Origin of the sequence: Streptomyces malaysiensis subsp. malaysiensis (assembly GCF_040653035.1) — a bacterium.
GTDB classification, from domain to species: domain Bacteria; phylum Actinomycetota; class Actinomycetes; order Streptomycetales; family Streptomycetaceae; genus Streptomyces; species Streptomyces malaysiensis.
Window position 1 is genome coordinate 512,461 of sequence record NZ_JBEZNG010000002.1, and the last position, 25,127, is coordinate 537,587.

Annotated in this window: 21 protein-coding genes; 10 read left to right on the forward strand and 11 right to left on the reverse strand. The window is 70.6% G+C overall.

Translation table 11 applies throughout. The features are described 5' to 3' along the window. The first annotated feature begins 263 nt into the window (after positions 1 to 263). From AB0E24_RS06500 to AB0E24_RS06545, 10 genes are read left to right on the forward strand one after another with little or no spacing between them, the layout of a single operon-like run. Positions 264 to 1,364 carry an ABC transporter substrate-binding protein gene (locus AB0E24_RS06500; protein WP_069862658.1) on the forward strand — a complete coding sequence of 367 codons (1,101 nt, stop codon included), beginning with the start codon at positions 264 to 266 and terminating at the stop codon, positions 1,362 to 1,364. Continuing rightward, positions 1,361 to 2,440 carry an ABC transporter ATP-binding protein gene (locus AB0E24_RS06505; RefSeq protein WP_250850462.1) on the forward strand — a complete coding sequence of 360 codons (1,080 nt, stop codon included), beginning with the start codon at positions 1,361 to 1,363 and terminating at the stop codon, positions 2,438 to 2,440. Before AB0E24_RS06500 ends, AB0E24_RS06505 begins: the two co-directional genes overlap by 4 nt. After that, complete coding sequence (locus AB0E24_RS06510; RefSeq protein ID WP_359375122.1) at positions 2,437 to 3,333, forward strand: ABC transporter permease; 897 nt, start codon at positions 2,437 to 2,439, stop codon at positions 3,331 to 3,333. The genes AB0E24_RS06505 and AB0E24_RS06510 overlap by 4 nt, the downstream gene beginning before the upstream one ends. Next, positions 3,330 to 4,208 carry an ABC transporter permease gene (locus tag AB0E24_RS06515; protein WP_079256029.1) on the forward strand — a complete coding sequence of 293 codons (879 nt, stop codon included), beginning with the start codon at positions 3,330 to 3,332 and terminating at the stop codon, positions 4,206 to 4,208. Before AB0E24_RS06510 ends, AB0E24_RS06515 begins: the two co-directional genes overlap by 4 nt. Continuing rightward, positions 4,205 to 6,322 carry a hydantoinase/oxoprolinase family protein gene (locus AB0E24_RS06520; RefSeq protein WP_359375123.1) on the forward strand — a complete coding sequence of 706 codons (2,118 nt, stop codon included), beginning with the start codon at positions 4,205 to 4,207 and terminating at the stop codon, positions 6,320 to 6,322. The genes AB0E24_RS06515 and AB0E24_RS06520 overlap by 4 nt, the downstream gene beginning before the upstream one ends. Continuing rightward, on the forward strand, positions 6,322 to 8,289 hold the full coding sequence (locus tag AB0E24_RS06525) for a hydantoinase B/oxoprolinase family protein (protein ID WP_359375124.1): 1,968 nt from the start codon (positions 6,322 to 6,324) through the stop codon (positions 8,287 to 8,289). Before AB0E24_RS06520 ends, AB0E24_RS06525 begins: the two co-directional genes overlap by 1 nt. 9 nt (positions 8,290 to 8,298) lie before the next feature. Then, positions 8,299 to 9,228, forward strand: a complete 930-nt coding sequence (locus AB0E24_RS06530) for an LLM class flavin-dependent oxidoreductase (RefSeq protein WP_069862647.1) — start codon at positions 8,299 to 8,301, stop codon at positions 9,226 to 9,228. Continuing rightward, the gene (locus AB0E24_RS06535; protein WP_069862645.1) at positions 9,228 to 10,460 is read left to right on the forward strand and encodes a M20 metallopeptidase family protein; all 1,233 of its coding nucleotides are present in this window, start codon (positions 9,228 to 9,230) and stop codon (positions 10,458 to 10,460) included. Before AB0E24_RS06530 ends, AB0E24_RS06535 begins: the two co-directional genes overlap by 1 nt. Continuing rightward, positions 10,453 to 12,252 (forward strand): thiamine pyrophosphate-binding protein, encoded by a 1,800-nt coding sequence (locus AB0E24_RS06540; RefSeq protein ID WP_359375125.1) that lies wholly within the window; start codon positions 10,453 to 10,455, stop codon positions 12,250 to 12,252. Before AB0E24_RS06535 ends, AB0E24_RS06540 begins: the two co-directional genes overlap by 8 nt. A 43-nt stretch (positions 12,253 to 12,295) precedes the next feature. Next, the gene (locus tag AB0E24_RS06545; RefSeq protein ID WP_359375126.1) at positions 12,296 to 13,009 is read left to right on the forward strand and encodes a GntR family transcriptional regulator; all 714 of its coding nucleotides are present in this window, start codon (positions 12,296 to 12,298) and stop codon (positions 13,007 to 13,009) included. Positions 13,010 to 13,053: 44 nt separating this feature from the next. On the opposite strand, the gene AB0E24_RS06550 is transcribed toward AB0E24_RS06545, so the two are convergent. From AB0E24_RS06550 to AB0E24_RS06600, 11 genes are all read right to left on the reverse strand, one after another. Beyond that, entirely contained in the window at positions 13,054 to 13,446 is a 393-nt protein-coding gene (locus tag AB0E24_RS06550; protein WP_359375127.1) for a hypothetical protein, read from the reverse strand. Continuing rightward, positions 13,419 to 14,510, reverse strand: coding sequence for an LLM class flavin-dependent oxidoreductase (locus AB0E24_RS06555; RefSeq protein WP_359375128.1), 1,092 nt, complete (start codon positions 14,508 to 14,510; stop codon positions 13,419 to 13,421). Before AB0E24_RS06555 ends, AB0E24_RS06550 begins: the two co-directional genes overlap by 28 nt. After that, positions 14,503 to 14,910 (reverse strand): aldo/keto reductase, encoded by a 408-nt coding sequence (locus tag AB0E24_RS06560; protein WP_435865248.1) that lies wholly within the window; start codon positions 14,908 to 14,910, stop codon positions 14,503 to 14,505. Before AB0E24_RS06560 ends, AB0E24_RS06555 begins: the two co-directional genes overlap by 8 nt. A gap of 61 nt (positions 14,911 to 14,971) precedes the next feature. Then, entirely contained in the window at positions 14,972 to 16,195 is a 1,224-nt protein-coding gene (locus tag AB0E24_RS06565; protein ID WP_359375129.1) for an acyl-CoA dehydrogenase family protein, read from the reverse strand. Then, positions 16,192 to 17,124 (reverse strand): LLM class flavin-dependent oxidoreductase, encoded by a 933-nt coding sequence (locus AB0E24_RS06570; protein ID WP_351381688.1) that lies wholly within the window; start codon positions 17,122 to 17,124, stop codon positions 16,192 to 16,194. Before AB0E24_RS06570 ends, AB0E24_RS06565 begins: the two co-directional genes overlap by 4 nt. 22 nt (positions 17,125 to 17,146) lie before the next feature. Continuing rightward, a complete protein-coding gene (locus AB0E24_RS06575; protein ID WP_359375130.1) occupies positions 17,147 to 18,391 on the reverse strand; it encodes an LLM class flavin-dependent oxidoreductase in 1,245 nt (414 codons plus the stop codon). Next, a complete protein-coding gene (locus AB0E24_RS06580; RefSeq protein WP_359375131.1) occupies positions 18,388 to 19,593 on the reverse strand; it encodes an acyl-CoA dehydrogenase family protein in 1,206 nt (401 codons plus the stop codon). The genes AB0E24_RS06575 and AB0E24_RS06580 overlap by 4 nt, the downstream gene beginning before the upstream one ends. 16 nt (positions 19,594 to 19,609) lie before the next feature. Beyond that, positions 19,610 to 21,274, reverse strand: coding sequence for a dipeptide ABC transporter ATP-binding protein (locus AB0E24_RS06585; RefSeq protein WP_359375132.1), 1,665 nt, complete (start codon positions 21,272 to 21,274; stop codon positions 19,610 to 19,612). Then, positions 21,271 to 22,170, reverse strand: coding sequence for an ABC transporter permease (locus tag AB0E24_RS06590; RefSeq protein WP_147965051.1), 900 nt, complete (start codon positions 22,168 to 22,170; stop codon positions 21,271 to 21,273). The genes AB0E24_RS06585 and AB0E24_RS06590 overlap by 4 nt, the downstream gene beginning before the upstream one ends. Next, positions 22,167 to 23,210, reverse strand: coding sequence for an ABC transporter permease (locus AB0E24_RS06595; RefSeq protein WP_359375133.1), 1,044 nt, complete (start codon positions 23,208 to 23,210; stop codon positions 22,167 to 22,169). The genes AB0E24_RS06590 and AB0E24_RS06595 overlap by 4 nt, the downstream gene beginning before the upstream one ends. A gap of 3 nt (positions 23,211 to 23,213) precedes the next feature. Beyond that, the gene (locus tag AB0E24_RS06600) at positions 23,214 to 24,839 is read right to left on the reverse strand and encodes an ABC transporter substrate-binding protein (RefSeq protein ID WP_351381671.1); all 1,626 of its coding nucleotides are present in this window, start codon (positions 24,837 to 24,839) and stop codon (positions 23,214 to 23,216) included. Between the last annotated feature and the right edge of the window lie 288 nt (positions 24,840 to 25,127).

The window sequence follows — 25,127 nt, forward strand, 5'->3', positions numbered from 1 at the left end:
ACGCGGTGACTCGACATGGGGAGAAGACTGTACGAGCGTGTCGCGCGAGACAACAGCGTCTCAGCATCCGAGACGAATCGTCTCGGATTCCCGAGCAGGCCGACGACTCCGAGGGACGGGGATCCGGTCATATGGCTTGTTCTGTTGCAGACGCGTGAACAAATCTCCCGACTCTTGCATCCGACTTCGCATGCGAAGCAGTATCGGCAGCACTTCACGGGAGGAAAACCCGGACGCATCGCATCTGAGGAAGAAGAAGCCTTATGACGCACCATGTGAGTCGCCGTGACGTTCTGCGGTCCACCGGAGCGGCCGGACTGGCCCTCCTGGGTGGAGGGCTCCTCAGCGCCTGTGGCGCGCCCGGGGGCTCGTCCGGCGGCGGGACCCGGCTGACCATGTTCCGCTGGGCCGGGGCCCAGGGGGAGGTGCCGAAGGAGGTCGGGGACGCCTTCGCGAAGAAAAACGGCGTCACGGTCCGGTACATCGAGGGCACCAATGCCGAGACCTTCCCGAAACTCGTCTCCTCGGTACAGGTCAACGCCCACCGGCCCCTGCTGAACCTCGGCTTCTTCAACGCCCAGAGCTTCGCCCAGGGGGCCGCCGAGGGCCTGTGGGCCCCGGTGGACTCCAAACTGGTCCCCAACGCGGCCAAGGTGCTGCCGGAGTTCCGCCGCGATGACGGCTTGGGGGTGTACACGGTGATGGACGCCATGGGCATCCTTTACAACACCGACGTCGTCAAGAGTCCCCCGAAGTCCTGGCTCGATCTGTTCAAGCCCGAGTACCGCTCCAAGGTGACCACCTGGGACGCCCCCGCCTTCGCCGTCAACGCCGTGCCCGTCATCAACAAGCTCAAAGGCGGTGGTGAGGCGGATCTGTCCAAGGGGATCGACGTCTTCGCGGACGCCGCGAAGAAGGGCCAGTTCGCCGGGCTGGTGGCCTCCATCGACCAGCTGCGCAAGCAACTGGTCAGCGGGCAGGTCGTGATAGCCCCCGGCTTCCAGGGCGTGGCCCAGCCCTGGATCGACGCGGGTGACCCCATCGGCTTCGCGGTGCCCTCGGAAGGCGTCATGGCCTTCCCCGAGGGGTTCCAGCTGGTCAAGGGCTCCAGCTCCGAGCAGCTGAAGGAGGGCGCGAAGCTGATGAACGAGATCCTCGCGCCCGACGCCGTCAGCCGCTACAGCGCGGCCACCGCCACCATCCCGCTCATCGAGGGCGCCGAGCTGCCCGCCAGATTCCGCCGCAAGCCGGGCTTCCAGCTGACGGCGGTACGGGAATCGCTCCAGCTGGACTGGGGACGGCTCGCCAAGAGCGTCCAGCAGGCGACGGACCAGTGGAACAGCGACGTCAAGGCACATCTGTGAGCGATCATGCGATAGCCGTCCGGTCGCTCTCGAAGTCCTTCGGACGGAAGGACGTACTCAACGACATCGAACTCACCGTCCGTGCGGGTGAGTTCTTCTCCCTCCTCGGACCATCGGGGTGCGGCAAGAGCACCGCGCTGCGCATCATCGCCGGGCTCGAGCGGCCCGACCGCGGACGGGTGCTGCTGGGTGGCACCGACGTCACCGACACCCCGCCCCACCGCCGCCCCACCAATCTCGTCTTCCAGCAGGGCGCGCTGTTCCCGCACATGACCGTGTTCGACAACGTGGCCTACGGACTGCGGGCGCGCAGGACGGGACGCGCCGAGATCACCCGGCGGGTGGCCGAGATCCTCGATGTGGTCGGCATGTCGGAGTTCGCCGGGCGCGCCCCGTCGACGCTCTCCGGCGGCCAGCGCCAGCGGATCGCCATCGCCCGCGCGCTCGTCGGCCGCCCCGATGTCCTTCTGCTCGACGAGCCGCTCAGCGCGCTCGATCTCGGTCTGCAACTGCGCATGCGCCGCGAACTGCGCAGCCTCCAGCGGCAGACGGGCACGGCGTTCGTCTGCGTCACCCACAACCAGAGCGAGGCGATGGAGGTCTCGGACCGGATCGCCGTGATGAACGACGGGCGGGTGGAACAGCTCGGTACGGCCGAGGAACTCTACCGAGCCCCCGTCAGCCGGTTCGTCGCCGGGTTCATCGGCGAGAACAACCTCTTCGACACCGCGCCCGATCCCGACTCCCCCGGCCGGTCGCGGGCGGACGGCCTGACCTTCCCCGTACCCGGTGGCGGGTCACCGCTGGTGGCGGTGCGGCCGGAGTTCATCCGTGTCGTCGGGCCCTTGGACCACGGCGCCGTCGGGGACGCGGTCGTACGCTCGGTGGGCTTCCTCGGAGCGCGGATCCGCATCGTCCTGGAGACCTCGACGGGGCGGGAGGTCCTGGCCGACACCGATGCCCACGCGGCCTCCGTGACGGTCGGCGCGACCGTGGGTGTGGCGGTGGACCCCGCCCGTATCACCGTGGTGCCGGCCGACGGCCGGGCCGTCAGGGCCAAGGGGGCGGCTGGATGACCCGGAAGACGTCCGCCCCGACCGTCACCGAGGAGCGGCAGGGCGGGATACGCGGGCGGCGGGTCGCCTACGCACTGGTCGCGCCCGGGGCCGCGTATCTGGTGCTGATCTTCCTCTCGATCATCCTGCTGCTGGTGTCGTACAGCTTCCGCACCGAGCAGACCAGCTGGCTCGTCGCCCCGTTCGACACCGGCACCTGGGCCGAGGCGCTCAGCAACCCCTACAACCTCGGAGTGCTGTGGACGACGCTGCGCGTCGGAGCCGTGGTCACCCTGCTCACCGTGGTCCTCGCCTACCCGATCGCCTGGTGCCTGCTGCGGGTTCGCCGCTGGTGGGTGGCGGGTCTGCTGATGTTCATCATCTTCTCGCCGATCCTGGTCAGCGTCGTCGTCCGCTCCTACGGCTGGATGCTGCTGCTCGGCCACGGCGGATTGCTCGGCGGTGTGCTGCGCGGCTGGCTCTACCACGAACCGGGGGTCATCCTCGCCCTGGTCCATGTGGAGCTGCCGTTCGCGGTGTTCCCGCTGCTGGCCTCGCTGCGCAATCTGCCCCCGGGGGCCCTGGAGGCCGCCGCCGACCTCGGCGCGCCCCCGCTCCGCCGGCTGCGCACGGTGCTGCTGCCGCTGACCGCCTCGGGGATCGTCGCCTCCGCGCAGTTGGTCTTCGCGCTGACGGTCAGCGCCTTCGCCACCCCGTCCCTGCTGGGCGGCGGTCGCGTCACCGTCCTCGCGCAGTCGGTGTACCAGAACATCCAGCAGTTGCGCTGGCCGCTGGCCGCCGCCCAGGCGCTGCTTCTGCTGGCCATCGCGCTGGCCGTGCTGGCCCTGTTCAACCGGCTCAGCCGGTACGCGGACATACGCCACCGGAGCCCGGAAGGGGGTGGTTCGCGGTGACCCCCGCCGGACGGCGTGCCGCCGCCGCGCTGCGCGTCCTGTTCCTCGCCCTCGTGGCCGTCTTCGTCCTGCTTCCGCTGGCCGTGGTCGTCGTGTCGTCCTTCAGCGTGGACGAGACCGGAGGCGGATGGCCGAGCGGCTTCACCCTCCGGTGGTTCCAGCGGGCGCTGGACCATGAACCGTTCCGGGTGGGGCTGCTCTATTCGCTGGAGGTCGCGGGCGTGGCGACGGTCATCTCCCTGGTGTTCGGCACCATGGCCGCCTACGCCATCGCCCGCTACCGCTTCCCCGGACGGGAGCTGCTGCGCTCGGTCTTCGTGATGCCGCTGAGCCTGCCTCGGGTGGTCGCGGGATTCTGCCTGTTCGTGCTGTACGCGTCGCTGTTCCCGGCCGCGTACGGGACGGTCGGCGGGATCGCCTTCGCGCACTGTCTGCTGCTGATGCCGTTCGTCGTGGCGGTCGTCGGGGCGGCGCTGGCCGGACTCGATCCCGCTCTGGAGGAGGCGGCGCGCGACCTGGGCTCCTCCGCGGGCCGTGCCTTCTGGCACGTGACGCTGCCGCAGATCCGCTGGGCGCTGCTCGCCGCCGGGATCTTCGCGTTCATCACCTCGTTCGACGAGGTCGACACCTCGGTCTTCTTGATGCCGGCCGATACCACCACCCTGCCCGTCGCGATGTTCCTGCGCCTGGAACAGCAGCAGGACCCCACGGTCACGGCGATGTCCAGCATCCTCATCGCCGGTTCACTGCTGCTGGCGGCGGCCGCCGCCGTGGCCGCGCGCCGGACCGGCGGGGCCCTGGGCGGCGTGGACGCGACGGCCGGGGCACGGACCACCGGACCCGAGGGGTCCGCGGAAGGAGAGTCCACACCGTGACCGCGCCTCATGCACGACGGGCCCGCTACCGGCTCGGCGTCGACGTCGGCGGAACGTTCACCGACATCGTCCTCACCCACGTGGAGGACGGCACCGTGCACACCGCCAAGGTGCCCTCCGACGCGGCCAGGCCCGCCTCGGCCGTGGCGGAGGGCGTCGCCGGCGCACTGGCGCGGCACGGGGTGGACGCGGCAGAGGTGGAGCACTTCGCCCATGGCCAGACGTTCGCCCTCAACACCGTGCTTCAGCGGGCCGGAGCCCGCACCGGGCTGCTGGTGACCTCGGGCTTCCCCGATCTGCTGGAGATAGGCCGGCTGCGGCTGCGCGACCCCATCGACTTCTTCGCCGCCCCACGCCGTCCCCTCGTCGACCGCGCGGACGTCCGGGAGGTGGACGAGCGGCTCCGCGCGGACGGGAGTGTGGAGCGTCCGCTGGACGAGGGCGGGCTGCTGGCCGCCGCCGAGGCACTGGTGGCGGACGGTGTCCAGGCGCTCGCGGTGTCCTTTCTGCACGCCCATGCCCATCCCGAGCACGAGCGGCGCGCCGTGCAGCTGCTCCGCGCCGCGCACCCCGGGCTGGTCATCGTGGGCGCGGCCGAACTGTGGCCGGAGGAGAAGGAGTACGAGCGTACGACCGTCGCCGTGCTGGCGGCCCATGTGGCCGGACTGCTCGGCGGCTATCTCGGTGAGCTTTTCGACCGGCTGCGGGCGCTGGGGCTGCGCTGCCCGCTGTACATCGCCAAGTCCAACGGCGGTGTGATGTCGCTGGACACCGGGTCGGACGAGATCCTGCGCGCCGCCGTCGAGACGCTGCTCTCCGGTCCCGCCGCGGGCGTCGCCGGGGCGATCCGGCTGGCGGGCGCCACGGGGGTCGACCGGCTCATCACCATGGACATGGGCGGCACCAGCGTCGATGTCGCACTCGTCGAGGGCGACATCCCGTACTCGACCGACAGCGTGCTCGGTGACTTCCCGCTGATCATCCCCACGGTGGAGATCTCCTCCATCGGCGCGGGCGGCGGCTCGCTGGTCCGGGTCGACTCCTCGGGGGTGCTCAAGGTCGGCCCGCGCAGCGCGGGCGCCGTCCCCGGGCCCGCCGCGTATGGACGTGGTGGTACGGATCCCACGCTCACCGACGCGTATGTGGTCTGCGGTTTCATCGATCCGGAGGACTTCGCGGGCGGTGCCGTGACCATCGACCCCCGGGCCGCGTACGCGAGCCTGCGCCCCCTGGCCCGGCGGCTGAGGCTGACGGTGGAACAGGCCGCGGCCGCCACGATCGATGTGACGACCGCCATGATGCACGCCCAGCTCGTCCCGCTGCTCGCCCGCCGCGGCCTGGACGCGACAGGCTCCCATCTCGTCGCCTACGGCGGCGCCGGGCCCGTACACGCCGCGCTGCTCGCCCGCTCGCTGAACATCCGGCGGGTGCTCGTCCCCTGGTCACCCGGCACGCTCTGCGCCTTCGGCGCTCTCGCCACGGGCTTGCGCCAGGACGTGGTCGCGTCCATCGGCGAGACGACGGCGACGCTGGACGACGCCCGTTTGGAACGGGTCTGGAAGGACCTCGCCGAGCAGGCGCACGCCTGGTACGCGCGACAGCACACGGCGCCGTACCAGCGTCCCGAACTGCGCCGCTGGGCCGATGTCCAGTTGGTCGGCCAGTCCTTCACGCTCCCGGTGGTCCTGCCCGACGGCCGGCCGCCGACGGTCGAGACCTTGCGCTCGCTCTTCGCCGATGCCTACCGGGCCGCCTACGGCGTGGACGCCTCGGGCGGCGAACTGGACGTCCGCAACCTCCGGGTGACCCTGACCGCACCCGGCGATCCGCGGCTTCCGGCGGTGGCGGCGGGCCCGGCAGGGGCGCCGCGCGAGCACACCGTCCACGAATCCGGTGAGTGTCGCCGCGCGCTGCGGCTGCGCCGGGCCGAGCTGCCGGTGAACGCGACGGTCCGCGGCCCGCTGGTCGTCTCGGCCCCCGACACCACCGTCTTCGTGCCGACGGGAGCGGCGGCCCGTGCGGACGCGCTGGGAAATCTGCTGATCGACCTGGACCCGGACCGCGATCCGGCCACCGGTCGGGACAACGACACCGACGACAGGAGGGGATCGTGATGCGCAGCTCCCCCGTGACCCGGGAAATCCTTTCCCACCGGCTGACCGCCGTGGTCGAGGAGATGGCCGAGACCATCCGGCGGACCAGTTTCAGTGTGTTCGTCAAGCAGACCGCCGACTTCGGCACGTGTCTGGTGACCGCCGAGGGCGAGGTCTTCGCCGCGCCCCGGGCCATCTCGGGCAACCTGATGATCGGGATTCCCGCGCGCACCGCCATCGAATCGCTCGGCCCCTACCATCCCGGCGATGTCGGCATCAGCAACGACCCCGACGCCACGGGCGGGCTGGTCACCCATCTGCCCGACATCTGGCTGTGGACGCCGCTCTACGCGGGCGGGCGGATCATCGCGTTCGCGTTCAGCTTCGTCCACTCCTCCGACATCGGCGGCGACGTACCGGGCTCCATCTCCTGGGCACACACCGACCGCTGCCAGGAGGGGCTGCTGATCCCGCCCGCCAAGCTCCGCGAGGCGGGCCGGACCAATGAGGCGCTGCTGCGCACGATCCTGTCCAACACCCGTGTTCCGGAGCAGAACCGCGGCGACATCGAGGCGCAGCTGACCGGGCTCGCCACCGCGCAGCGCCGGATCGACGAGATCGTCACCGGGTACGGCGCCGCGGCGGTCGGCGACGCGATCGAGGACCTGCTGGACGAGGCGGCCGAGCGCGCGGCCCGGCTCGTCGACGGGCTGCGCGACGGCCGCTACCGCTTCGTCGACTATGTCGAGGGGCTGGAGGAGGACGGCGCGACGACGGTGCCGCCCACCCGGCTGAGCCTGGAGCTGACGGTCTCCGGAGGTTCCACCCATCTGTCCTTCGCCGGTACCTCCCCCCAGGTGGCGGAGGCGATCAATCTGCCCACCGGCGGCGAACCCGGTCACTACATGCTGGTGTTCGCCCTGGTGAACTACTTCTGCTCGCTCGACCCCGGGATCCCGTACAACTCGGGGCTGGTGCGCGGTATCACCGCCGAACTGCCGCCGGGTTCCATCGTCAACCCCGGGCCCGGGGCCACCTGCGGAGTGCGGGCCGCCGTCTTCTTCCGGATCATGGACTGCGTGCTGGGCTGTCTCGCCCAGGCTGCTCCCGAGTCCGCGCTCGCCACCTCCTCCGGCGCCGTGGCCATCGCGACCGTCGCCCACGCCGACCCGGTGACCGGGCGGCGCCATGTCTCCGTCGGCCAGCCACTGACCGGCGGTTCGGGGGGCCGTCCGGCCCGGGACGGGCTCAACGGGACGAGTTTCACCGGCGGGTGGCTGCGCAACGTCCCCAACGAGCTGCTGGAGCGGGACGCGCCCGTCCTCGTCGAGGAGTACCGCTACCGCCCGGACTCCGGCGGCGCGGGCCGCAGACCCGGTGGAGCGGGCATCGTGCTGCGGCTGCGTGCCCTCGCCGACGGGGTCACCCTCGCGGTACGGGGCATGGAGCGGCTGCTCTTCCAGCCGTGGGGGGTGAACGGCGGACGGCCCGGCGCTCCGGGGCGCGCCGTGCTCAACCCGGGGAGGTCCGGAGAGCGGGAGCTCGGCCGGGTCAACGTCGTCACCCTGGCCGCCGGTGATGTGCTGCTCATCGAGACCGCCGGTGGCGGCGGTCTCGGCGACCCCGCCGACCGCGCGCCGGATGAGGTGGCCGTCGACGCGGCCCGGGGACTGATCGGCCCGGAGCAGGCGCTGCGCGCCTACGGCGTGGTCCTGCGGGACGGCGCCGTCGACGCGGCGGCCACCGAACGCGACCGGGCGTCGCTGCCCGAGCGCGCGGCACTGTTCGACCTGGGGGCGGCGCGCCGGGCGTACGACGAGCGGTGGCCGCAAGCGGTACAGGAACAGCTGGTAGCGGCCGTCGAGCGGCTGCCCCGGGCACGGCGCGCCGGGGCCTACCGCGCCGCTTATCTCGCGGCACAGGCGCGGGCCGGGGCCGGTCCCGTCACCGCGGAGCTGATCAGGGACGTCATCGAGGAACAGGGCTGAGACACGACCATGACGACGACACACTTGCGATTCGGGCTGATGACCTACGAGGCCGCACCCTGGCCGGAGCTGACGGCACGGTGGCGCGCCTTCGAGGAGCAGGGCTTCGACAGCCTGTGGGCCGGCGACCACGTGTGGAGTTCCATCGACGACTCCGGCGTCACCTCCCGGCCCCGCTTCGACGCCTGGCAGCTCGCCGCGGGCATGGTCGCGGCGACCGAGCGCATCACCGTGGGGACGCTGGTCAGCGCCTTCCCGCTGCGCAACCCCGCGGTGCTCGCCAAGCAGACCATCACGCTCGACCACATGTCCGGCGGCCGTTTCGTCCCGGGCATCGGTGCCGGGGGCAATCCGAAGGACCATGCCGTGGCGGGCGTGGAGAGCCGGCCGTCCGCCGAGCGCGCGGCGCGCTTCGACGAGTACAGCGCGGTCGTCGGCGGGCTGCTGCGGCAGGACCGCTTCGACTTCTCCGGCAGCCACTACCGCGTCGAGGGAGCCGTACGCGCTCCCGCGCCGGTCGCGGCGCCCCACCCACCGCTGCTGATCGCCGCGCATGTCGAGTCGACCATCCGGATCGCGGCGCGGGACGCCGACATCTGGAGTACGTACGGCACGCTCTTCTCCCAGCTGCGGCGGGGCGTGAAGCTGAGCGAGGCGGAGAGCCTGCGGCTCACCCGGGACCGCGGGCGGCTCCTGGACGAGCACGCGGAGCGGTTCGGCCGTGACCCGGCGAGCATCCGGAAGTCGTTCATGGCCGGGTTCACCGAGGACGCGCCCTGGGAGTCGACCGAACGGTTCACCGACTTCATCGGCCGGTTCAGCGAGATCGGCATCACCGAGTTCATGTTCCCGTATCCGCTCCAGGGGCCGCACAAGGAGGGCGTCTTCGAGGAGGTCGTCGCGGAGGTACTGCCGAAGCTGCGGGCGGAGGGGATCTGATGGGGGGCCTGTTCGAGAAAGAGGCCGCCGCACTCGCCGCCGACCTGGTCGCCCTGCGCCGGTCGCTGCACACCGCCCCCGAGGTCGGGCTGCACCTGCCCGGCACCCAGGCCCTGGTGCTGGACGCGCTCGCCGGGACGGGGCTGAGCGTGCGGACGGGCGAGAACCTCAGCTCGGTGGTCGCGGTGCTGGACGGCGCCGGACCGGGGCCCACGGTAGTGCTGCGCGGTGACATGGACGCGCTTCCCGTGCGAGAGCGCACCGGGCTGCCGTTCGCCGCCGAGGGCGAGGCGATGCACGCCTGCGGCCACGATCTGCACACGGCGGGGCTCATCGGCGCGGTGCGACTGCTGGCGGCGCGCCGGGAGGAGATCTCGGGCAGCGTGGTCTTCATGTTCCAGCCCGGGGAGGAGGGGTACGACGGAGCGGGGCTGATGCTCGACGAGGGACTGCTCGATGCCACGCCCCGGCCGCCGGACGCGGCGTACGCGCTGCACGTCGTCGCCGATCTGCCCGCCGGCCGTTGCTACACCCGGCCCGGCCCGATCATGGCCTCCTACGGCGTGCTGGAGGTGACGGTCACCGGGCGGGGCGGACACGGCGGGCGGCCGCATGAGGCGCTCGATCCGATCCCGGTCGCCGCCGAGGCCGCCACCGCCCTACAGACGTATGTGACCCGCCGCTTCGACGCGTTCGAGCCGGTGGTGGTGACCGTCGGCGAGTTCCATGCCGGGACCGCGCCGAATGTGATCCCCGAGCACGCCGTCTTCCGTGCGGGGGTGCGGTCGTTCTCCGACCCGGTCACCGAGCGGCTGGCCGCCGAACTGCCGGCGCTGGTCGAGGGAATCGCCGCCGCCCATGGGGCACGGGCCGAGGCCACTTTCGAGACGGTCCTGCCCGCCACGGTCAACTCCCCTGAGCACGCGGCCCTGTTCGCCGAGACGGCCCGGGCGCTGTTCGGCGACGACCGCTTCGAGGAACTGGCCCGGCCGCGGATCGGCTCGGAGGACTTCTCCCGTGTCCTGCGGCGTGTTCCGGGGGCGTATGGCTATCTCGGGGCGGCCCCTGCGGACGCTCCCGGGCACCCGTCCGGCAACCACTCCCCGACCGCGGTGTTCGACGACTCCGTGACTCCGGACGCCGCCCGGCTGCTGGCGGCACTCGCCTGGCAGCACGTCGGCCCGTCACCGGCGCCGCCATCGACGCACCGAACAGGAGACACCCATGACTGACCTGGAATCGACCGGCCACTGTACCGCCACCGCGCCGGCGGACGACGTCCCCCGCACCGGCGGCACCCGGCCGCGCCGGGGCGCCGATGTCCTCGTCGACGCGCTGATCGCCGGTGGCGTCGACACGCTCTTCGGCGTCCCGGGCGACACCGGAGTGGCGTTCTACGACGCCCTCTACCACCGCCCCGAGGGCATCCGGCACGTCCTCGCCCGCGATGAGCGCCACGCCGGAGCCATGGCCGACGCCTATGCCCGGAGCGGCAACCGGGTCGGCGTCGTCGAGGTCTCCAGCGGCGGCGGCACCACCTATGTGGTGGGCGGGCTCGGCGACGCCTACGCCTCGGGCGTCCCCGTCCTCCTGCTGACCTCCGACATCCACGCGCGAAGCCGCGGCACCGGGGCGCTCACCGAGATCGACCAGACCGCCCTCTTCTCCGCGGTGACCAAGTGGACCCGGGTCGCCGAGAGCGCCGCGGAGATCCCGGCGCTGCTGCACGAGGCGCTGTACACCGCCGTATCGGGGCGCCCGGCCCCGGTGGCGCTGATCATCCCGGAGAACGTACTCGACGAACCCGCCGACGACATCACCCCGGTCACCGGTGTGCCCGCGCTGCCCGCCGTCCGCACCGCGGCGGATCCAACGGCCGTGGCGCGGGCCGCGGACACGCTCTCCCGCGCCGAGCGCCCCACCCTCCTCGTAGGCTCCGGTGTGCATGTCTCGGGTGCCTGGGACGTCCTGGCGGAACTCGCCGACGCGCTCGGCGCGGCCGTGGCCACGACCATCCATGGCAAGGGCGCCCTGCCCGACAGCTCCGACTGGTCGCTCGGCGTGGTCGGCAACAACGGAGGACAGCCCGGCGCCAACGCCGCCGTCCGCGACGCCGACGCCGTCCTGCTGGTGGGCACCCGGGCGAACGCCACCGACACCAACAGCTGGACCGGACCCAGCCGCGATCCTGAGGGCGGGGCCACCGTCATCCAGATCGACATCGACGCCGACCGCGCCGGGCGCAACTTCCCGGATGCGATCCGGCTCGTGGGCGACGCCGCCACCGTGCTCGGACGGCTCCTCACGCACATCACGCCGGTGGGCGCCGACGTCCGTACCGAGCGCCGCGCACGGGTGCGGGCCGCCCGCGCGGGCACGGACGACTCCCTCACCGGTGCGCCTGCCACCAGGGCCGACGGACAGCTGCTGCCCGCCGATGTCGTACGCACGGTCAACTCGGTCCTCGGCGACGGCACTCTGGTCGTGGCCGACCCCGGAACCCCCACCCCCAACGTGGCGGCGTTCTGGCGGCAGACCCGTGCCGCGCGCAGTGTGCTGATCCCGCGCGGGCACGGCCCGATGGGCTATGCCATCCCGGCCGCCGTCGGGGTGGCGATGGCCCACCCCGGCCGCGAGGTCGTCTCCTTCACCGCCGACGGCAGTTTCGCGATGGCCTGTGGGGAGCTGGAGACATCCGTGCGGCTGCGACTGCCCATCGTGCACCTACAGTTCACCAACCACAGCCTCGGCTGGATCAAGATGCTCCAGCATCTGTACACCGGACGGCGCTACTTCGGCGTCGATCCCGGCACCATCGACGCGGTCGGCGTGGCGCGGGCCTGCGGAATGCGGGCCCACCGTGTCCGGTCACTGCCCGAACTGACCCGGAGGCTGCGCTCCTTCCACGAGGACGGCGGTCCGCTCTACCTCGACATCGAGGTCCCGCACCTGATCGACCACACTCCTCCGGTGCCCGCCTGGGACACGGGCCGGGCGGGCACCGGTGAACGACCGGTTTACTAGAGCCGCCGCACACCAGTCCCCAGGCGATGAGGAATCGGAACGGATGACCCAGAATCCAGTGCAGTCGGAACCCGTGGAGCGCGCGCCCGCCGAGGCCCCCGCACGGGACGCCGCTCCGCCGCCCCGCCCGCGTACCCGGCGCTCGGAGGAGGTGTACTGGACGCTGCGCCGCGAGATCACCGCCGGTGTGCTGCGGCCCAACGCCGCGCTGGTCGAAGACGAGATCGCCGCCCGGCTGGGTGTCTCCCGTACGCCGGTGCGCGAGAGCATGCAGCGGCTGGAGGCGGACGGGCTCATCGACTCCCATCGACGGCGCTGGATCGTCCATGAGCACACCCAGGACGAGATCGTCCAGCTGTACGAGGTCAGGTGCGGGCTCGAAAGCCACGCCGCCCGCCTGGCCGGCCGACGAGCCACACCGGAACAGCTCAAGGTGATCGAGGGCTGGCGGCCGAGGATGACCGCCCACGACCCGACGGTACTGAACGACCGCGCCCGCAACAACGACAGCTTCCACGACGCGATCAACGCGGCATCGGGCAACCTCCGGCTGCTGGCGGCGATCCAGGCCAACCGTCTGTTCCACTTCAACACCCGGCTGGCGGCCCTCTACAGCCCCGATGAGCTCGCCCGCTCCTCCCGGCAGCACGACGAGCTCATCACGGCGGTATGCGCCCGTGACGCCGAACGGGCGGCGACGACCGCACGCGAACACGTGGAGTTCTCCCTGGAGCTGATCCTGCGGAAGCTGTTCTGACGGCAGGCGGGCACCCCGGCGCCGGTCTCGGACGCCGGGGCGAGTCAGCCGAATTCGGTGAGCCGCTGCGCGCGAGGGTCCGGCCGCTCGGCGGCGGCGCGGACGTACCGCGGCCATGGGAGCCCGAAGTGTTCGCGGAGTGTGCCGGCTGGATACTCCTTCCGGAAGAGTCCACGTGCCTGCGAGATCGGAGATCGTCGATCGTGATGGTGTCGTCGGGCCCGAACCTGTCCGTGGGCAGACCGAGACGGGTGGTCCTCCAGACCGAAGTTCGCCGCGGCCGCGGTGGTTCCGGTGGTCACGATGTCCACCGCGGCGCGTCCCTTGCTCACATGATCCAAGACCGCGTCGATCTTGGCGTCCTCGGCGGCCTTCGCGAGTCGGCTGAAGTGGTCGACGTCCAAGTAGGTCAGCGGATCGGCGTGCGGCAGTCGCACGGCTCCTGAAGCGGATGCCATCCGAGCAGTGGTGCGACCTCCCGGGCGGTGGCGGTGAGCAGCCGGATGTGCTCGTCGAACCCCGGCACGCCGGGGACGAAGCTGACGAGCAGGTCGGTGGCTCCGGCGAGGGACGGGTCGGCGGCTAGGGATTCGGCGATCGCCCCGGCCGGCCCGAGCAGTGCCCGGTCGCGCTCGAGGTACTCCTCGACGCCGACCTCGGTGTCAGCACGGCGCCTGGACGCCCATGACTGCCAGCGGCGTACACCGGGGGCGACAGCGCGCAGGGCACCGGCGCTGTCGGGGTGCGGATAGACCGCGCGCGAGACCTGGACACGCGGTTCGTACCCGGCCGCGGCCGCGGCCTCGCGATACGCGGCGACGACAGCCGCCTGCTGCTCGACGGTCTGCCGGCCGGTCCAGTCGCCGGCCCGGGAAAGCTGCAACCCGTCGCCGGCCCCGGCGGCCGCGATCGCCGCGTCGACGGCCCGCCCCGGGTCGCTCGTGGTCGCCTGCCACACCCGCTGCCGCACTCCGGTGCCCGGAGGGTGCAGCACCTCTCCGGCGGTGTTCACCGGGCGGCCCTCCAGGACCTCGTGGAGTTTCGCCACGTTCCGGTCGAAGAGGATCCGCTTGTCTTCGAGGCTGCGGCCGAACGCCTCCCAGGCCGTGGGGAACGGCCCCGAGCCGACGCCCAGTTCCACCCGCCCGCCGCTGAGCTCATCCAGCACGGCCACGTCCTCGGCAACGGCCAGCGGGTCGGCGAGCGGCAGGACGAGCACACCGGTGCCGAGCCGGATGCGGGTGGTGTGCTCGGCGATCGCGGCCAGCAGGACCAGTGGGGCGGAGACATGCTCGTTGCCCTGGCGGAAGTGGCGGTGTATCACCCAGCCCGAGTCGTAGCCGAGTCGTTCGGCGGCGACGAACAGCTCGATGGCCTGTCGGTAGGCCGCGGCGGGGGCGAGGTCCGAGTCGAGGTGGAGCAGGAAGGCGAGCCGGAAGGGGCGGCCGTCCGCCACCCCGGCTCCGACCGCCCCGGTCCGCTCGGAGGTCCCCTCAGACACGGACACCGGTCCCGTGGACGCCGTGCCGGTCGATGAGCGCGAGTTCCTCATCGGTCAGCGGGCTCGGGCCGATCGGGTTGCCTGCCTTGGTCGACAGGATCAGCTCGTCCCGGTGGGGTGCGAGGTCCTTCCTCAGCACCGTCCCGAAGAACTTCTCCGCGGCGCGGTGCGGCGGGCCGTAGCGGTTGACGTTGTCGAAATGGGTGATTCCGAGGTCGAAGGCGTGCGGCACGATCTCGCGCTGGGTTTCGTAGGGGTAGTCGGTCCCGAACTTCTGCCAGAGGCCGAAGGAGAAGGCGGGCAGGTCGAGGCCCGAGTCACCGGTACGTCGGTACTCCTGCTTCGTGTAGCGGTCGTCCGCCGCGTGGTGAGTGGTTTCGAAGGGTCCGGAGGCCGGCATGAACGGGTGTCCTTTCGTGGACGTGGGAAGACTTGGTAGGGGTCGCGGGCCGGGTGTGGTTTCAGAAGAGCCCGGTGGTCGGTGGTTCCTCACCGGCCAGGTGGTAGGCGCCGACCACGGCTGCCTTCCAGTCCCGGGGATTGTGGTTGGCGACGGTCCGGGCGTTGCGCCAGTGCCGGTCGAAGGCGTACTCCCGGTCGGTCGCGGAGCCTCCGCCGACGTCGAAGAGCAGCTCCCCCGCCGTGAGAGCCGACTCGATGGCGATGTACTGCGCCTGGGCGACGGCGATGGCCGCGGTCGCGCCGGCCGTGCGGACCTCGTCGTCCGGGGTGTGCCGGACCCGCTCCAGTGCCTCGGCCGCGAGGACGACGGAACCGCGGGCGGCGTGTACGCGGGCCGCCATCTGACCGACGACATGCCGGACATACGGGTCGTCGATAGTTCTGCCCGCCGTACTGTGCTTGATCGGACGGGCCTTCTCCCGGCCGAACCAGACCGCGTCGTCGAGCGCCGCGGCGGCGATACCGGCCTGGATCGAGGCCAGGTAGAGCTGGGCGAATGATCCCAGCCACGGATTGCGCAGCTCGTTCCTGTCGATGCGGACGAGTTCGTCATCGGTGACGCGGACGTCGGTCAGCCGGGTGGTTCCGCTGGCCGTGAGGCGCTGGCCGACGGCGTCGAAGTCATCGAGCCGTTCGACGCCTTCCCGATCGGTGGGAACGGTGAACTGGACGATGTCGCCGTTCTCGTCGACCGCGGTGCCGCCGAACCATGCGGCGTACAGACCGCCGGTGCTGTAGTACTTGGTGCCGTTGAGCACATGGCCGGAGCCGTCACGGCGGAGGGTGGTGGCCACGGAGCCGCTCGCGCCGCCGGTTCGCTCATTGCCGGTGGCGGCGAAGAGGTCGCCGTGTCGCAGTCGCTCCAGTGAGCGCTCCCGGTGGGGCAGGTCATGGCGTACGGCGACGCGGTTGGCGATGAGAAAGCTCGATCGCAGTGCCTGGGCGACGCTGGAATCGGCCCGGGCGAGGTCGATGACCACCTCGGCGACATCGCGCGATGTCCCGCCCGCGCCGCCGTCCTCGGAGGGAATACCGATCAGCAGCAACCGTGCCTCGGCGAGCGCGCGTACCTGCCCGAACGGGTGGTCCCGGGTATCTTCACGGTGGCGGGCGGTCGCGGCCAGCTCCGCGAGGACCGGCGCGATCGCGGCGCGGATGCCCGCCACGGTCGGCGGGGCGGCCGGGTCTGTGGCCCGGCCGGTGGCATGGAGCGTCCAGGTCATGAACCGGCTCCGATCGGTTCGGGCAGGCCGAGCGCGGCGCGCAGGGTCGCTCCGCCGGAGGGCCCGAGACGTGGCACGAGTGCTCGCAGCAGGGCGAGAAGGCGGTCGTGGTCGCCCGTCGGGACGAGTTCCAGCCCGTCGAAGTCGTACCGCTCGGCCCAGTCGGCCAACCGGGTGGCGGTCCGCTCCGCGGTGGTGTCGTCCGCCGGCAGCTCGACCCGGCCGAGCACCGCGATGTCCGCGCGCCGCCGGCCGACGCGCTCGAACGCCTCCGCCAGCCGTGCGGCCGCCTCCGGGGCCCGGGCCCGGGAGACGACGACGGCATCGGCCAGGGCCACGACATCGGCCCAGTCCAGATCGTCGCGGGCATCGGCGACGAGCACCGGCCGGCCCTGCGGTGAGGACGGTCCGTCGAGTGGCCCCGCCACGCGGTAGAACCGGCCCTCATGGTCGATCGGCTTGATGAGAGTGGACTCCGCGAAGACGCCGGTGGCCTGGTCACCGAGCAAGGCCGCGGCGGGAAAGCTCTCCCACAGACCGGTCAGGACACCCGCGTATTCGGCCCACCGCCGGTGCCGCGCCGTGGCCGTCCGGTCGGGCACCGTCGCCTCGCTGACCTCGTCACCGTCTCCCGCTCGCAGGGCCAGGCCGGTGCGGCCCCCGGTGGCGCGGTCCAGTGACAGCACCCGGCGGGCGAGGTTGTACGGCGCGTTGTGTGTCGTCGGAGCGTCGACGATCCAGTGCGACTCGGGGAAACGACCGGCCAGGTGGGCGGCGACCACCGTGGTGTCGAGTACGTCATCCGGATCGCCGTCGAGGAGGCGCACCGCGGTCACGCCCGTATCGCGGGCCACCGCGGCGATCTCGATCGCGTCGGCGGCGGAGCGGGAGGATCCGACCGCGAGGTCGAGGACGATGGTTCTGGTCATGAGGTGTTCCGGCCCTCCTGGCCTAGCGGGTGGCTCCGGGTGCGGCGGACACGTAGGACGGGCGCGGCGGACCGGGCGTCTGGAGGCCGAGGTGGCCGCGCAGTGTGGTGTCGTCGTACTCACGGCGGAAGAGACCGCGGCGCCGCAACTCGGGAATCAGCTGGTCGGCGAAGTCGTCGAATCCGGACGGCAGTACATCGGGCATGACGTTGAAGCCGTCGGCCGCGCCCTGCCGGAACCACAGCTCGATATCGTCGGCGACCTGCTCCGGAGTGCCGACCACGATCCGGTGGCCGCCACCGCCGCTCAGCTTGCGCAGCAGCCGGCCGAGCGTGGGATTCTCCTTGTCGATGATGGCTTTCACGACCCGGTAGAAGGTCTGTGAGCCACCGGCCCGGTCCGGCTCGACCAGCAGCTCGCGCGGGATGGGTTCGTCGTCCGACAGGCCCTCCAGGGAGAAGCCGAGCTGGCCCGCGAGGCGCTGTCGCGCGTAGGCGTCGGGAAGGATCTCGTCGAGCGTCTCGCGCCGCCTGCGGGCCTCTTCCTCGGTGCTGCCGAGTACGGTCGAGAGGCCGGGCAGGACGACGACGTCCTGGGGACGGCGTCCGAATTCCACCGCGCCGGCGCGGATCTCGTCACGGAACGACGTGGCGTCGTCGATGTCCTGGTCCGCGGAGAAGATCACTTCGCCGACGCGCGAAGCCAGGCGGCGTCCGTCGCTGGACCCACCGGCCTGCACCACAACGGGGCGCCCCTGCGGAGAGGCGAACGTCCGCCGGTCCGCCCACTGGGCGATGACCTGGTGGGTGAATTCCGCCGCCCGCCGGTACCGCTGCGCATGCTCGGGCTCGCCCGGCCGTCCGAAGTTGCGTGCGGCGGCGGCGCCCGCGGTGGTGACGACGTTCCATCCGACCCGGCCACCGCTGAGGTGATCCAGGTCGCCCACCCGGCGGGCGAGTTCGATCGGATCGTTGTAGCTCGACGACAGCGTTCCTATCAGCCCGATGCGCTCGGTCTGGGCGGCGATCCGCGCCAGCACGGTGGTCGGCTCCAGGTTGTTGCCGGGCCGGTGGCGGACGAGAGGCTCGAGGACCGGGCCGTCGGCGAGGAACACCGCGTCCAGCTTCGCCGCCTCCGCCTTCTTGGCGATCCTGGTGTAGTGCTCGATGGTGTAACTCGCCCGCCCGTCGGTCCCGGGGAAGCGCCACGAGCCGCCGAAGACACCGGCGTTGAGGATGTTGACGTTGATGTGCAGTTGGCGAGTCACTGTTGCCGACCTTCCTGGGACCGCCGGCCGCGGTCGTACGACGACTGCGGGGCGACACCGTTCACGACGAACGCGCCGATGACCCTGGGCTTGTATATGACCGGGTTGTGCGAGGCGAGGGTGCGGGCGTTGCGCCAGTGCCGGTCGAGGTGGGCACTCTCCCGGACCGCTGACGAGCCGCCGGCGTTGAAGGCGATGGTCGCGGCGTCGAGAACGGCCTCGACGATGGCGATCTGCGCGGCCGACACATCGATGTAGTTGGCGGTGTGCGCCTGCTGCGAACCGTCCCGGTCGGCCGTCTCAAGGCCCTCGGCGACCGTCCTGAGCAGGGAGTCCACCGTGAGGGCACGGGTGTGGAGGCGACCGACGACACCCAGCACCTCGGGGTCCTCGGTGGCCTGTTCGGACAGTGCGTGCAGGCTGGTGCGGGTGCGGGACCTCACCACGGTGACGGTCTCGTCGACCAGGCTGTGGGCGATACCGGCGAGGTTGGCCAGGTGTACGAGCTGCACGAAGGCCGGGAGGGAGCGCAGGTTCTCCTTGAACCGGCCCAGTTCCCCGTTCTCCTCGACGGGGACGCGGTCGAAGACGGTCGTACCGCTCCCGGTCAGACGCTGCCCGATTCCGTCCCAGTCCTCGGCGTGGGTGACGCCCGGATGCCGCGCGGGAACCACGGCGAACCAGCGGTTGCCGTCGTCGTCCGCGACCGCGACGCGGATGTAGTCGGCGAACAGCGAACCGGTGGAGTAGAACTTGGTGCCGCTGACCACCCTGCGGCCGTCCACCTCATGGACGCGTGTCGAGATGCCGAAGTCCGGGCTGGTGCCCGCCGCCTCGGACTGGGCATTGCCGAACACGGCGCCCTCCGCGATCCTGCGGAGCCAGTGGTCGCCGATGTCGGGGTCGTCCGCGTGCCGCAGTATCTCCACCGCGGTGAAGTGGCCCCGCAGGATCTGCGGAATGTTGGAGTCGGCCTTCCCCGCCTCGGCCAGCAGCCGGAACAGGGTGGGCAGGTCGACGCCGAAGCCTCCCTGTGCGATCGGCACGCGCAGACGGCCGAATCCGGCGTCGGCCAGTTCGCGTACGAACTCATGCGGGTGCTTACGGGACTGGTCGCGGACACCGGCCTCCGCTTCCAGCCGCTGGAAGATCCTGCGGAACTCGGCCACGGCCTCTTCCAGCGCGTGGGACGGGTCGCTCATGGGGCTCCTTCATGGATCAGCGGATGGCCAGTCGCCGGCCGGCTATGGCACCGAGCAGTTGGGCGGTGTAGGGGGAAGCGGGGCTCTCGAAGACCTGGGCGGTCTCTCCCTGCTCCACGATCCCGCCGCGCCGCATCACCGCCACCCGGTCGGAGATCGCCCGCACAACGGCCAGATCGTGCGAGATGAAGACATACGTCAGGCCGAGCTCGCTCTGGAGCCCGACCAGCAGCTCGAGGATCTGGGCCTGAACGGACACATCGAGGGCGGAGATCGGCTCGTCGAGCACCACGACCTTCGGCTCCAGCACGAGTGCGCGCGCTATCGCGACCCGCTGACGCTGTCCCCCGGACAATTCGCGGGGGTGACGATGGAGGAACGAGGCCGGCAGCGACGCCGCCTCCAGCGCCGCGACCACCCGGTCACGGTTCTCCTGTCGGCGACGCCGAGCGGAACCCGCCGGCTGGAAGGACCGCAGCGGCTCCTCGACCACCGAGAGGACGTCGAATCGCGGATCGAAGGACGCGTACGGGTTCTGGAAGACGATCTGGACATCGCGGCGCAGTGGGCGGAACGCCTTGGTGTCCAGGGTGCCGACCTCGGTTCCGAGCAGCGAGACCCGCCCCGCCGTCGCCCGGGTGAGGCCGGTGAGGATTCGTGCCGTTGTCGACTTGCCGCTGCCGGACTCCCCGACGATCGAGAAGGTCTGGCCACGCGCCACGGTGAAGGAGATGTCGTCGACCGCGGCGTGTCCGCCGTAGTGCTTGCTCAGGTGCCTCACCTCGACCGCGGGCCCCGGGTCCCCGGGGGCGGTTCCGCTGCCCCTGTCCCTGTCCCTGGTGAAGCTCAGCCGTGAGGGCACGTTGTCCAGCAGGTGCCTGCTGTACTCGTCCCGTGGGTTCTGGACGAACACCCCCGTGGGCGCGAGTTCGGCCAGCCGTCCGTCCCGGACCACACCCACGAGATCGGAACGGTCCGCGGCGACGCCGAGGTCATGGGTGATCAGCACCACCGAGGTGCCGCCGCGGCGGCGCAGGTCGTCGATGAGATCGAGTACCTGGGCCTGGACGGTCGCGTCCAGGCCGGAGGTCGGCTCGTCGGCGACGATCACATCGGGCTCGGCGGCCACGGCGGCCGCGATGAGCACCCGTTGCCGCATGCCGCCTGACAGCTCATGGGGAAACTGCCGGAAGCGCCGCTCGACGTCGTCGAATCCCACCAGCGCGAAGAGTTCGTGGACCCTTTTGCGCCGCGCCTCGCTGTCGAGGCCGGTGTGCAGGCGCAGGACGTCTTCGACCTGCGGGCCCACCCGACGGACCGGATCGAGGGAGACCGTGGGATCCTGCGGGATCAGGCTGATCGCGCGTCCCCGGAGCTCCCGCAGCTGACCACCGGGCAGGTCGCTGATGGTGCGGCCCTGAAACCTGACCGAACCGCCGAGCAGTCGGCCGTTGGCGGGCAGCAGTCCCAGGATGGCGTGTCCGATCGTGGACTTGCCGGAGCCGGACTCACCGACCAGAGCGAGGACTTGGCCCGGTTCGAGTTCGAACGAGATGTTCCGCACAGCCGTCTTGGTACTGTGCCCGAGCTGATAGCCGACGCTCAGATCCTCCACGGCCAGGACCGGACCAGGGGGTGGGGTGCCGTCTCGGGCGGCCCGCTGTGCCACGTCACCGCTCATCGTTTCTGCCTCTCTGCGAAATGGCGGGCGAGACGGTTGCCGGCCAGGACGACCGCGGCGACGGTCAGCGCCGGATAGACCACCAGGTAGGGCTTGCTCGCCAAGAAGTTGCGGCCATCGGCGACCAGGCGGCCCCACTCCGGGCTCGGCGGCTGGGCGCCGAGGCCGAGAAAGCTCAGTGAGGCGATCCAGATGATCGAGATGCCGAACTGGATGGTGACCAGCGACAGCGTCGGCCCCAGCGAGTTGGGGACCACATGGCGCAGCAGGATCGTCGACGAACGGGCGCCGCTCGCGACCGCCGCTTCCACGTACTGGCTCGTCCTGGCGCGCAGCACCTCGGAGCGGATGAGCCGGGCGAAGGCCGCCGACGATGTGAGGCCGACCGCGGCCGCCGCCTGCAAGATCCCGTAACCGAGGACGACCACGATGGTGATGGCCAGCAGGAAACCCGGAATGGACAGCACGACATCGATCAGTCGCATCACGACGGCGTCGATCCAGCGGCCGAACCAGCCGGCGAGGGCGCCGAAGACCGAGCCCACCGCGACACCGATGAGCACGGCCACCACCGAGCCCGACAGTGACGCGCGGGCGCCGTGGACGACGCGGCTGTACTGATCGCGGCCGAGCCGGTCGGTGCCGAACCAGTGCGCGCTCGACGGCGGCAGCAGCTTGTCCGTCGCCCCGATCGCCGTCGGGCTCGAATGGGCGAACCATCCGGGGACCAGCGCCCAGAGAACCGCCACTACGAGGACCGCTCCCGCCACCACGACCGACCAGTGACGGATCGACCACAGCAGTATCGCGATGGCACGGCCTCGCGACGCCTTCGCCGGCCCTGCGGTATCCCGCGCTTCGACCGAGGGCGCGGGGTTCTCGGCTGTCGTCGTCATCGCGTGGCCACCTCCTCCGGGAGCCGGGGAGAGGTCGCTTCCTCCGGGCCGGGCCGGGCCGGTATGGCCCCCTGCTCCGAACCCTTGGTCTTCTTCGGGCGCGCGGCGAGAATGTCGGCCCGGATGCGCGGATCGATGAGCGGGTGGACCACGTCGACCACGAGGTTGACCAGGACGTAGCCCGTGGTGGCGACCAGCACCACGCCCTGGACGACGGGCAGGTCCTGAGTGTTGACGGCGTTGAGGGTGATCTGACCGATTCCGTTCCGTGCGAACACCGCTTCGGTGACGACCGAGCCCGCGATCAACTCGCCTACGGCCAGGCCCAGCATGGTGAGCACCGGCAAGGACGAGTTCCTCAGGACACCGCGTCCGAAGATGTACCGCTCCCCGGCCCCCCTCGCCTGGAGGACGTGTACGAAGGGCTGTCGCCGGGTCGCCGCGATCGAGGCGCTGAATACCTGGGACAGCGGTGCCGAGACCATGATCCCCAGGGTGACCGCGGGCCCCAGCAGGGCCAGGAAGGTTCCGTCGTCGACCGCGGGGATCAGATGCAGCTGGAACGAGAAGGAGTAGAGGATCAGGATTCCGATCACAAAGCTGGGCACCGAGGCGGCCAGGGCCGGGAAGGACTGGAGAAGAGTTCGCAGCCAGTTCCACCGTGCGTAGCTCCCGACGACTCCGACTCCGGCCGCGATGACCGATCCGAAGACGAAACCGAGCGCGGTCAGCCGCAGGGTGCCGGGCAACGCGTCACCGAGCAGATCCGCCACCTTCGCCCCGCTGCTCAGCGAGTACCCGAGGTTCCCGTGGAGCAGGGCGTCCAGCGCATGGACGTACTGGACCACCACCGGATGGTCGAGGCCGTAGAACGCCTTGAGGAGCTTGCCGTCCTCCGGCGTCAGCTGGTTCTGCGGATTGTTGATCAAATTGGATATCGCGTTGCCGGGCAACGCGGTGAGCAGGATGAAAGCCAGTGTGTAGGCCGCCCAGAGAACCAGGACGGTGTGCGCCAGGCGCTTGAGTACGTAGCGGGCCATGGGTCAGGACAGCCAGGTGTTGTAGAACTGCGACCGGGCCACGGCCTCGGTCTGGAAGCCCTGGACGTTCGGCCGCAGGCCGAAGACCTGCGTCTCGTCGTACAGCGGAATGGCGAGGGCGTTCTTGAGCACATAGTCCTGGACGGCCTTGATGTCCGCCGTACGCTTCGCCGGGTCGAACTCGGCGACTTGGGCCTCGAGCAACGTGTTCAGTTCGGGGAGCTCGGTGTAGGTCGAATCGGCGAGTTCGCTGTGCCACTCGGAGCGCAGCACATCGGGTTCGGCCCGGGAGAGCTGACCTTGTGTGAAGACGGTGTTCTTGCCGATCTCCGCCTCGTACTGGCTCAGTGACGGACTCTTGAGCTTCACCTCGATCCCGGCCTTCTTCCACTGCGACTGGAGCACTTCGACCACGGCCTGGGAAACCTGGTAGTACGGCGTGACATAGAGCGTGAACGAGAGCCGCTCACCCTTCTTGGCCCGGATTCCGTCGGGGCCGGTCTTCCAGCCGGCCGCTTCCAGGAGCCGTTTGGCCTTGGCCGGGTCGTACTTCAGATAGGCGCTGCCGTCCGGCCGCTTCGGTGTGCCGTGGACGAGGATGCTCTTGGCGACCCCGTAACTGGGCGAGAGCGCGATGTTGTTGATTTCCTTGCGATCGGTCGCCGCCTGGAGCGCGCGCCGCACCTGGATGTCCCGGGTGGGCGCGTTCGCCGCCAATGAGATGTGGAGTGCGTTGCTTTCTCCCTGCGCCGGAAACGCTTCGACCTGACCGCCGGAGCTCTTGACCGTTTCCTCGTCATCCGGCGCGATGTTGCGTACGACATCGGCCTGCTGCGATTGCAGGGCGCCCACAGCGGTGCTCTGCTCCGGAACGGTCGTGTAGCGGATTTCCGACAGATACGCTTTGCCCTGGTGCTTGAAGCTCTTCGGCGCCCAGTTGTAGTCGTCGCGGCGTTTGAGGACCACATTGGTCGTGCCATTGCCTCCGGCGACGACGAAGGGGCCTGATCCGATCAGGCTGGTGAGCTTGCCCTTGTCGTTCCAGTCCTTCTTGAGATAGGACTCGGCCAGAATGCCGGTCCGGTAGATCGAGAGCACCTGGAGAAAACCGGCATTGGGCTTCGACAACGTGACCCGGACGGTCCGCGGGTCGACGACTTTCGTGCCGGCGTAGTTCGCGAAGAACTCATCCGGTGCGACGCCGAGCTTCTTGTCGCCGAAGGCATGCTGGTCGAGGTTGTGCTTGACCACCTCGGCGTCCAGCTTGCTGCCATCGCTGAACGTCACACCGGAGCGGATCGTGAAGGTGTAGGTCAGATGGTCCGGGCTGATCGTCCAACTCTTGGCGAGCCAGGGCTCGATCTTCCCGGTCTTCGGATTCTGCCATGTCAGCCGGTCGGCGAGGTTGGTCGTCACATTGCTGTTCGACCACAGGGTGTTCGTTATCTGCCATGCCTTGTAGCTCACCGGGTCGTAGAACTTCAGTGTGCCGCCGTACTGTGGCTTCCCCGCGTCACCCGACGAGTTCGCGGTGTTCTGTGTGCCGCCGCTGCAAGCCGAGAGCAGCAGGACTGCCGCCCCCAGGGCGGCGCTGCGGGGCGAAAACGCCCGGCGTTGAGAGAGTTTCATGACAGCCGGATTTCCTTCCGAGGACATGGCGGTGGTGGGCGTTGCCGGACAAGGGCGACGCGGAGGCCCATGGGGACATGAGACGGTGACGAAGCCGATCACTACGAGCACGTCCGCGACGGGACGCATGCCATGCCGGCGGCAGGCAAGAGTGGACAGCACAGATCTCTTCGGCTGTGCCGTCGGATGAAAGGGGTGACCGGCCGGGCCGCGTCAGGGCCAAGACCGTATCTGAACCCGTATCTCGGCAAACGAGATGGGTGAAAAAGTCAGAAGACTGATTCCTGG

Bases quoted from the DNA above. Each gene is read 5' to 3' on its own strand.
- AB0E24_RS06500 (WP_069862658.1), top strand. From the start codon at position 264: ATGACGCACCATGTGAGTCGCCGTGACGTTCTGCGGTCCACCGGAGCG.
- AB0E24_RS06510 (WP_359375122.1), top strand. From the start codon at position 2,437: ATGACCCGGAAGACGTCCGCCCCGACCGTCACCGAGGAGCGGCAGGGC.
- AB0E24_RS06525 (WP_359375124.1), top strand. From the start codon at position 6,322: ATGCGCAGCTCCCCCGTGACCCGGGAAATCCTTTCCCACCGGCTGACC.
- AB0E24_RS06530 (WP_069862647.1), top strand. From the start codon at position 8,299: ATGACGACGACACACTTGCGATTCGGGCTGATGACCTACGAGGCCGCA.
- AB0E24_RS06535 (WP_069862645.1), top strand. From the start codon at position 9,228: ATGGGGGGCCTGTTCGAGAAAGAGGCCGCCGCACTCGCCGCCGACCTG.
- AB0E24_RS06540 (WP_359375125.1), top strand. From the start codon at position 10,453: ATGACTGACCTGGAATCGACCGGCCACTGTACCGCCACCGCGCCGGCG.
- AB0E24_RS06545 (WP_359375126.1), top strand. From the start codon at position 12,296: ATGACCCAGAATCCAGTGCAGTCGGAACCCGTGGAGCGCGCGCCCGCC.
- AB0E24_RS06560 (WP_435865248.1), bottom strand. From the start codon at position 14,910: ATGCCGGCCTCCGGACCCTTCGAAACCACTCACCACGCGGCGGACGAC.
- AB0E24_RS06565 (WP_359375129.1), bottom strand. From the start codon at position 16,195: ATGACCTGGACGCTCCATGCCACCGGCCGGGCCACAGACCCGGCCGCC.
- AB0E24_RS06570 (WP_351381688.1), bottom strand. From the start codon at position 17,124: ATGACCAGAACCATCGTCCTCGACCTCGCGGTCGGATCCTCCCGCTCC.
- AB0E24_RS06580 (WP_359375131.1), bottom strand. From the start codon at position 19,593: ATGAGCGACCCGTCCCACGCGCTGGAAGAGGCCGTGGCCGAGTTCCGC.
- AB0E24_RS06585 (WP_359375132.1), bottom strand. From the start codon at position 21,274: ATGAGCGGTGACGTGGCACAGCGGGCCGCCCGAGACGGCACCCCACCC.
- AB0E24_RS06590 (WP_147965051.1), bottom strand. From the start codon at position 22,170: ATGACGACGACAGCCGAGAACCCCGCGCCCTCGGTCGAAGCGCGGGAT.
- AB0E24_RS06595 (WP_359375133.1), bottom strand. From the start codon at position 23,210: ATGGCCCGCTACGTACTCAAGCGCCTGGCGCACACCGTCCTGGTTCTC.
- AB0E24_RS06600 (WP_351381671.1), bottom strand. From the start codon at position 24,839: ATGAAACTCTCTCAACGCCGGGCGTTTTCGCCCCGCAGCGCCGCCCTG.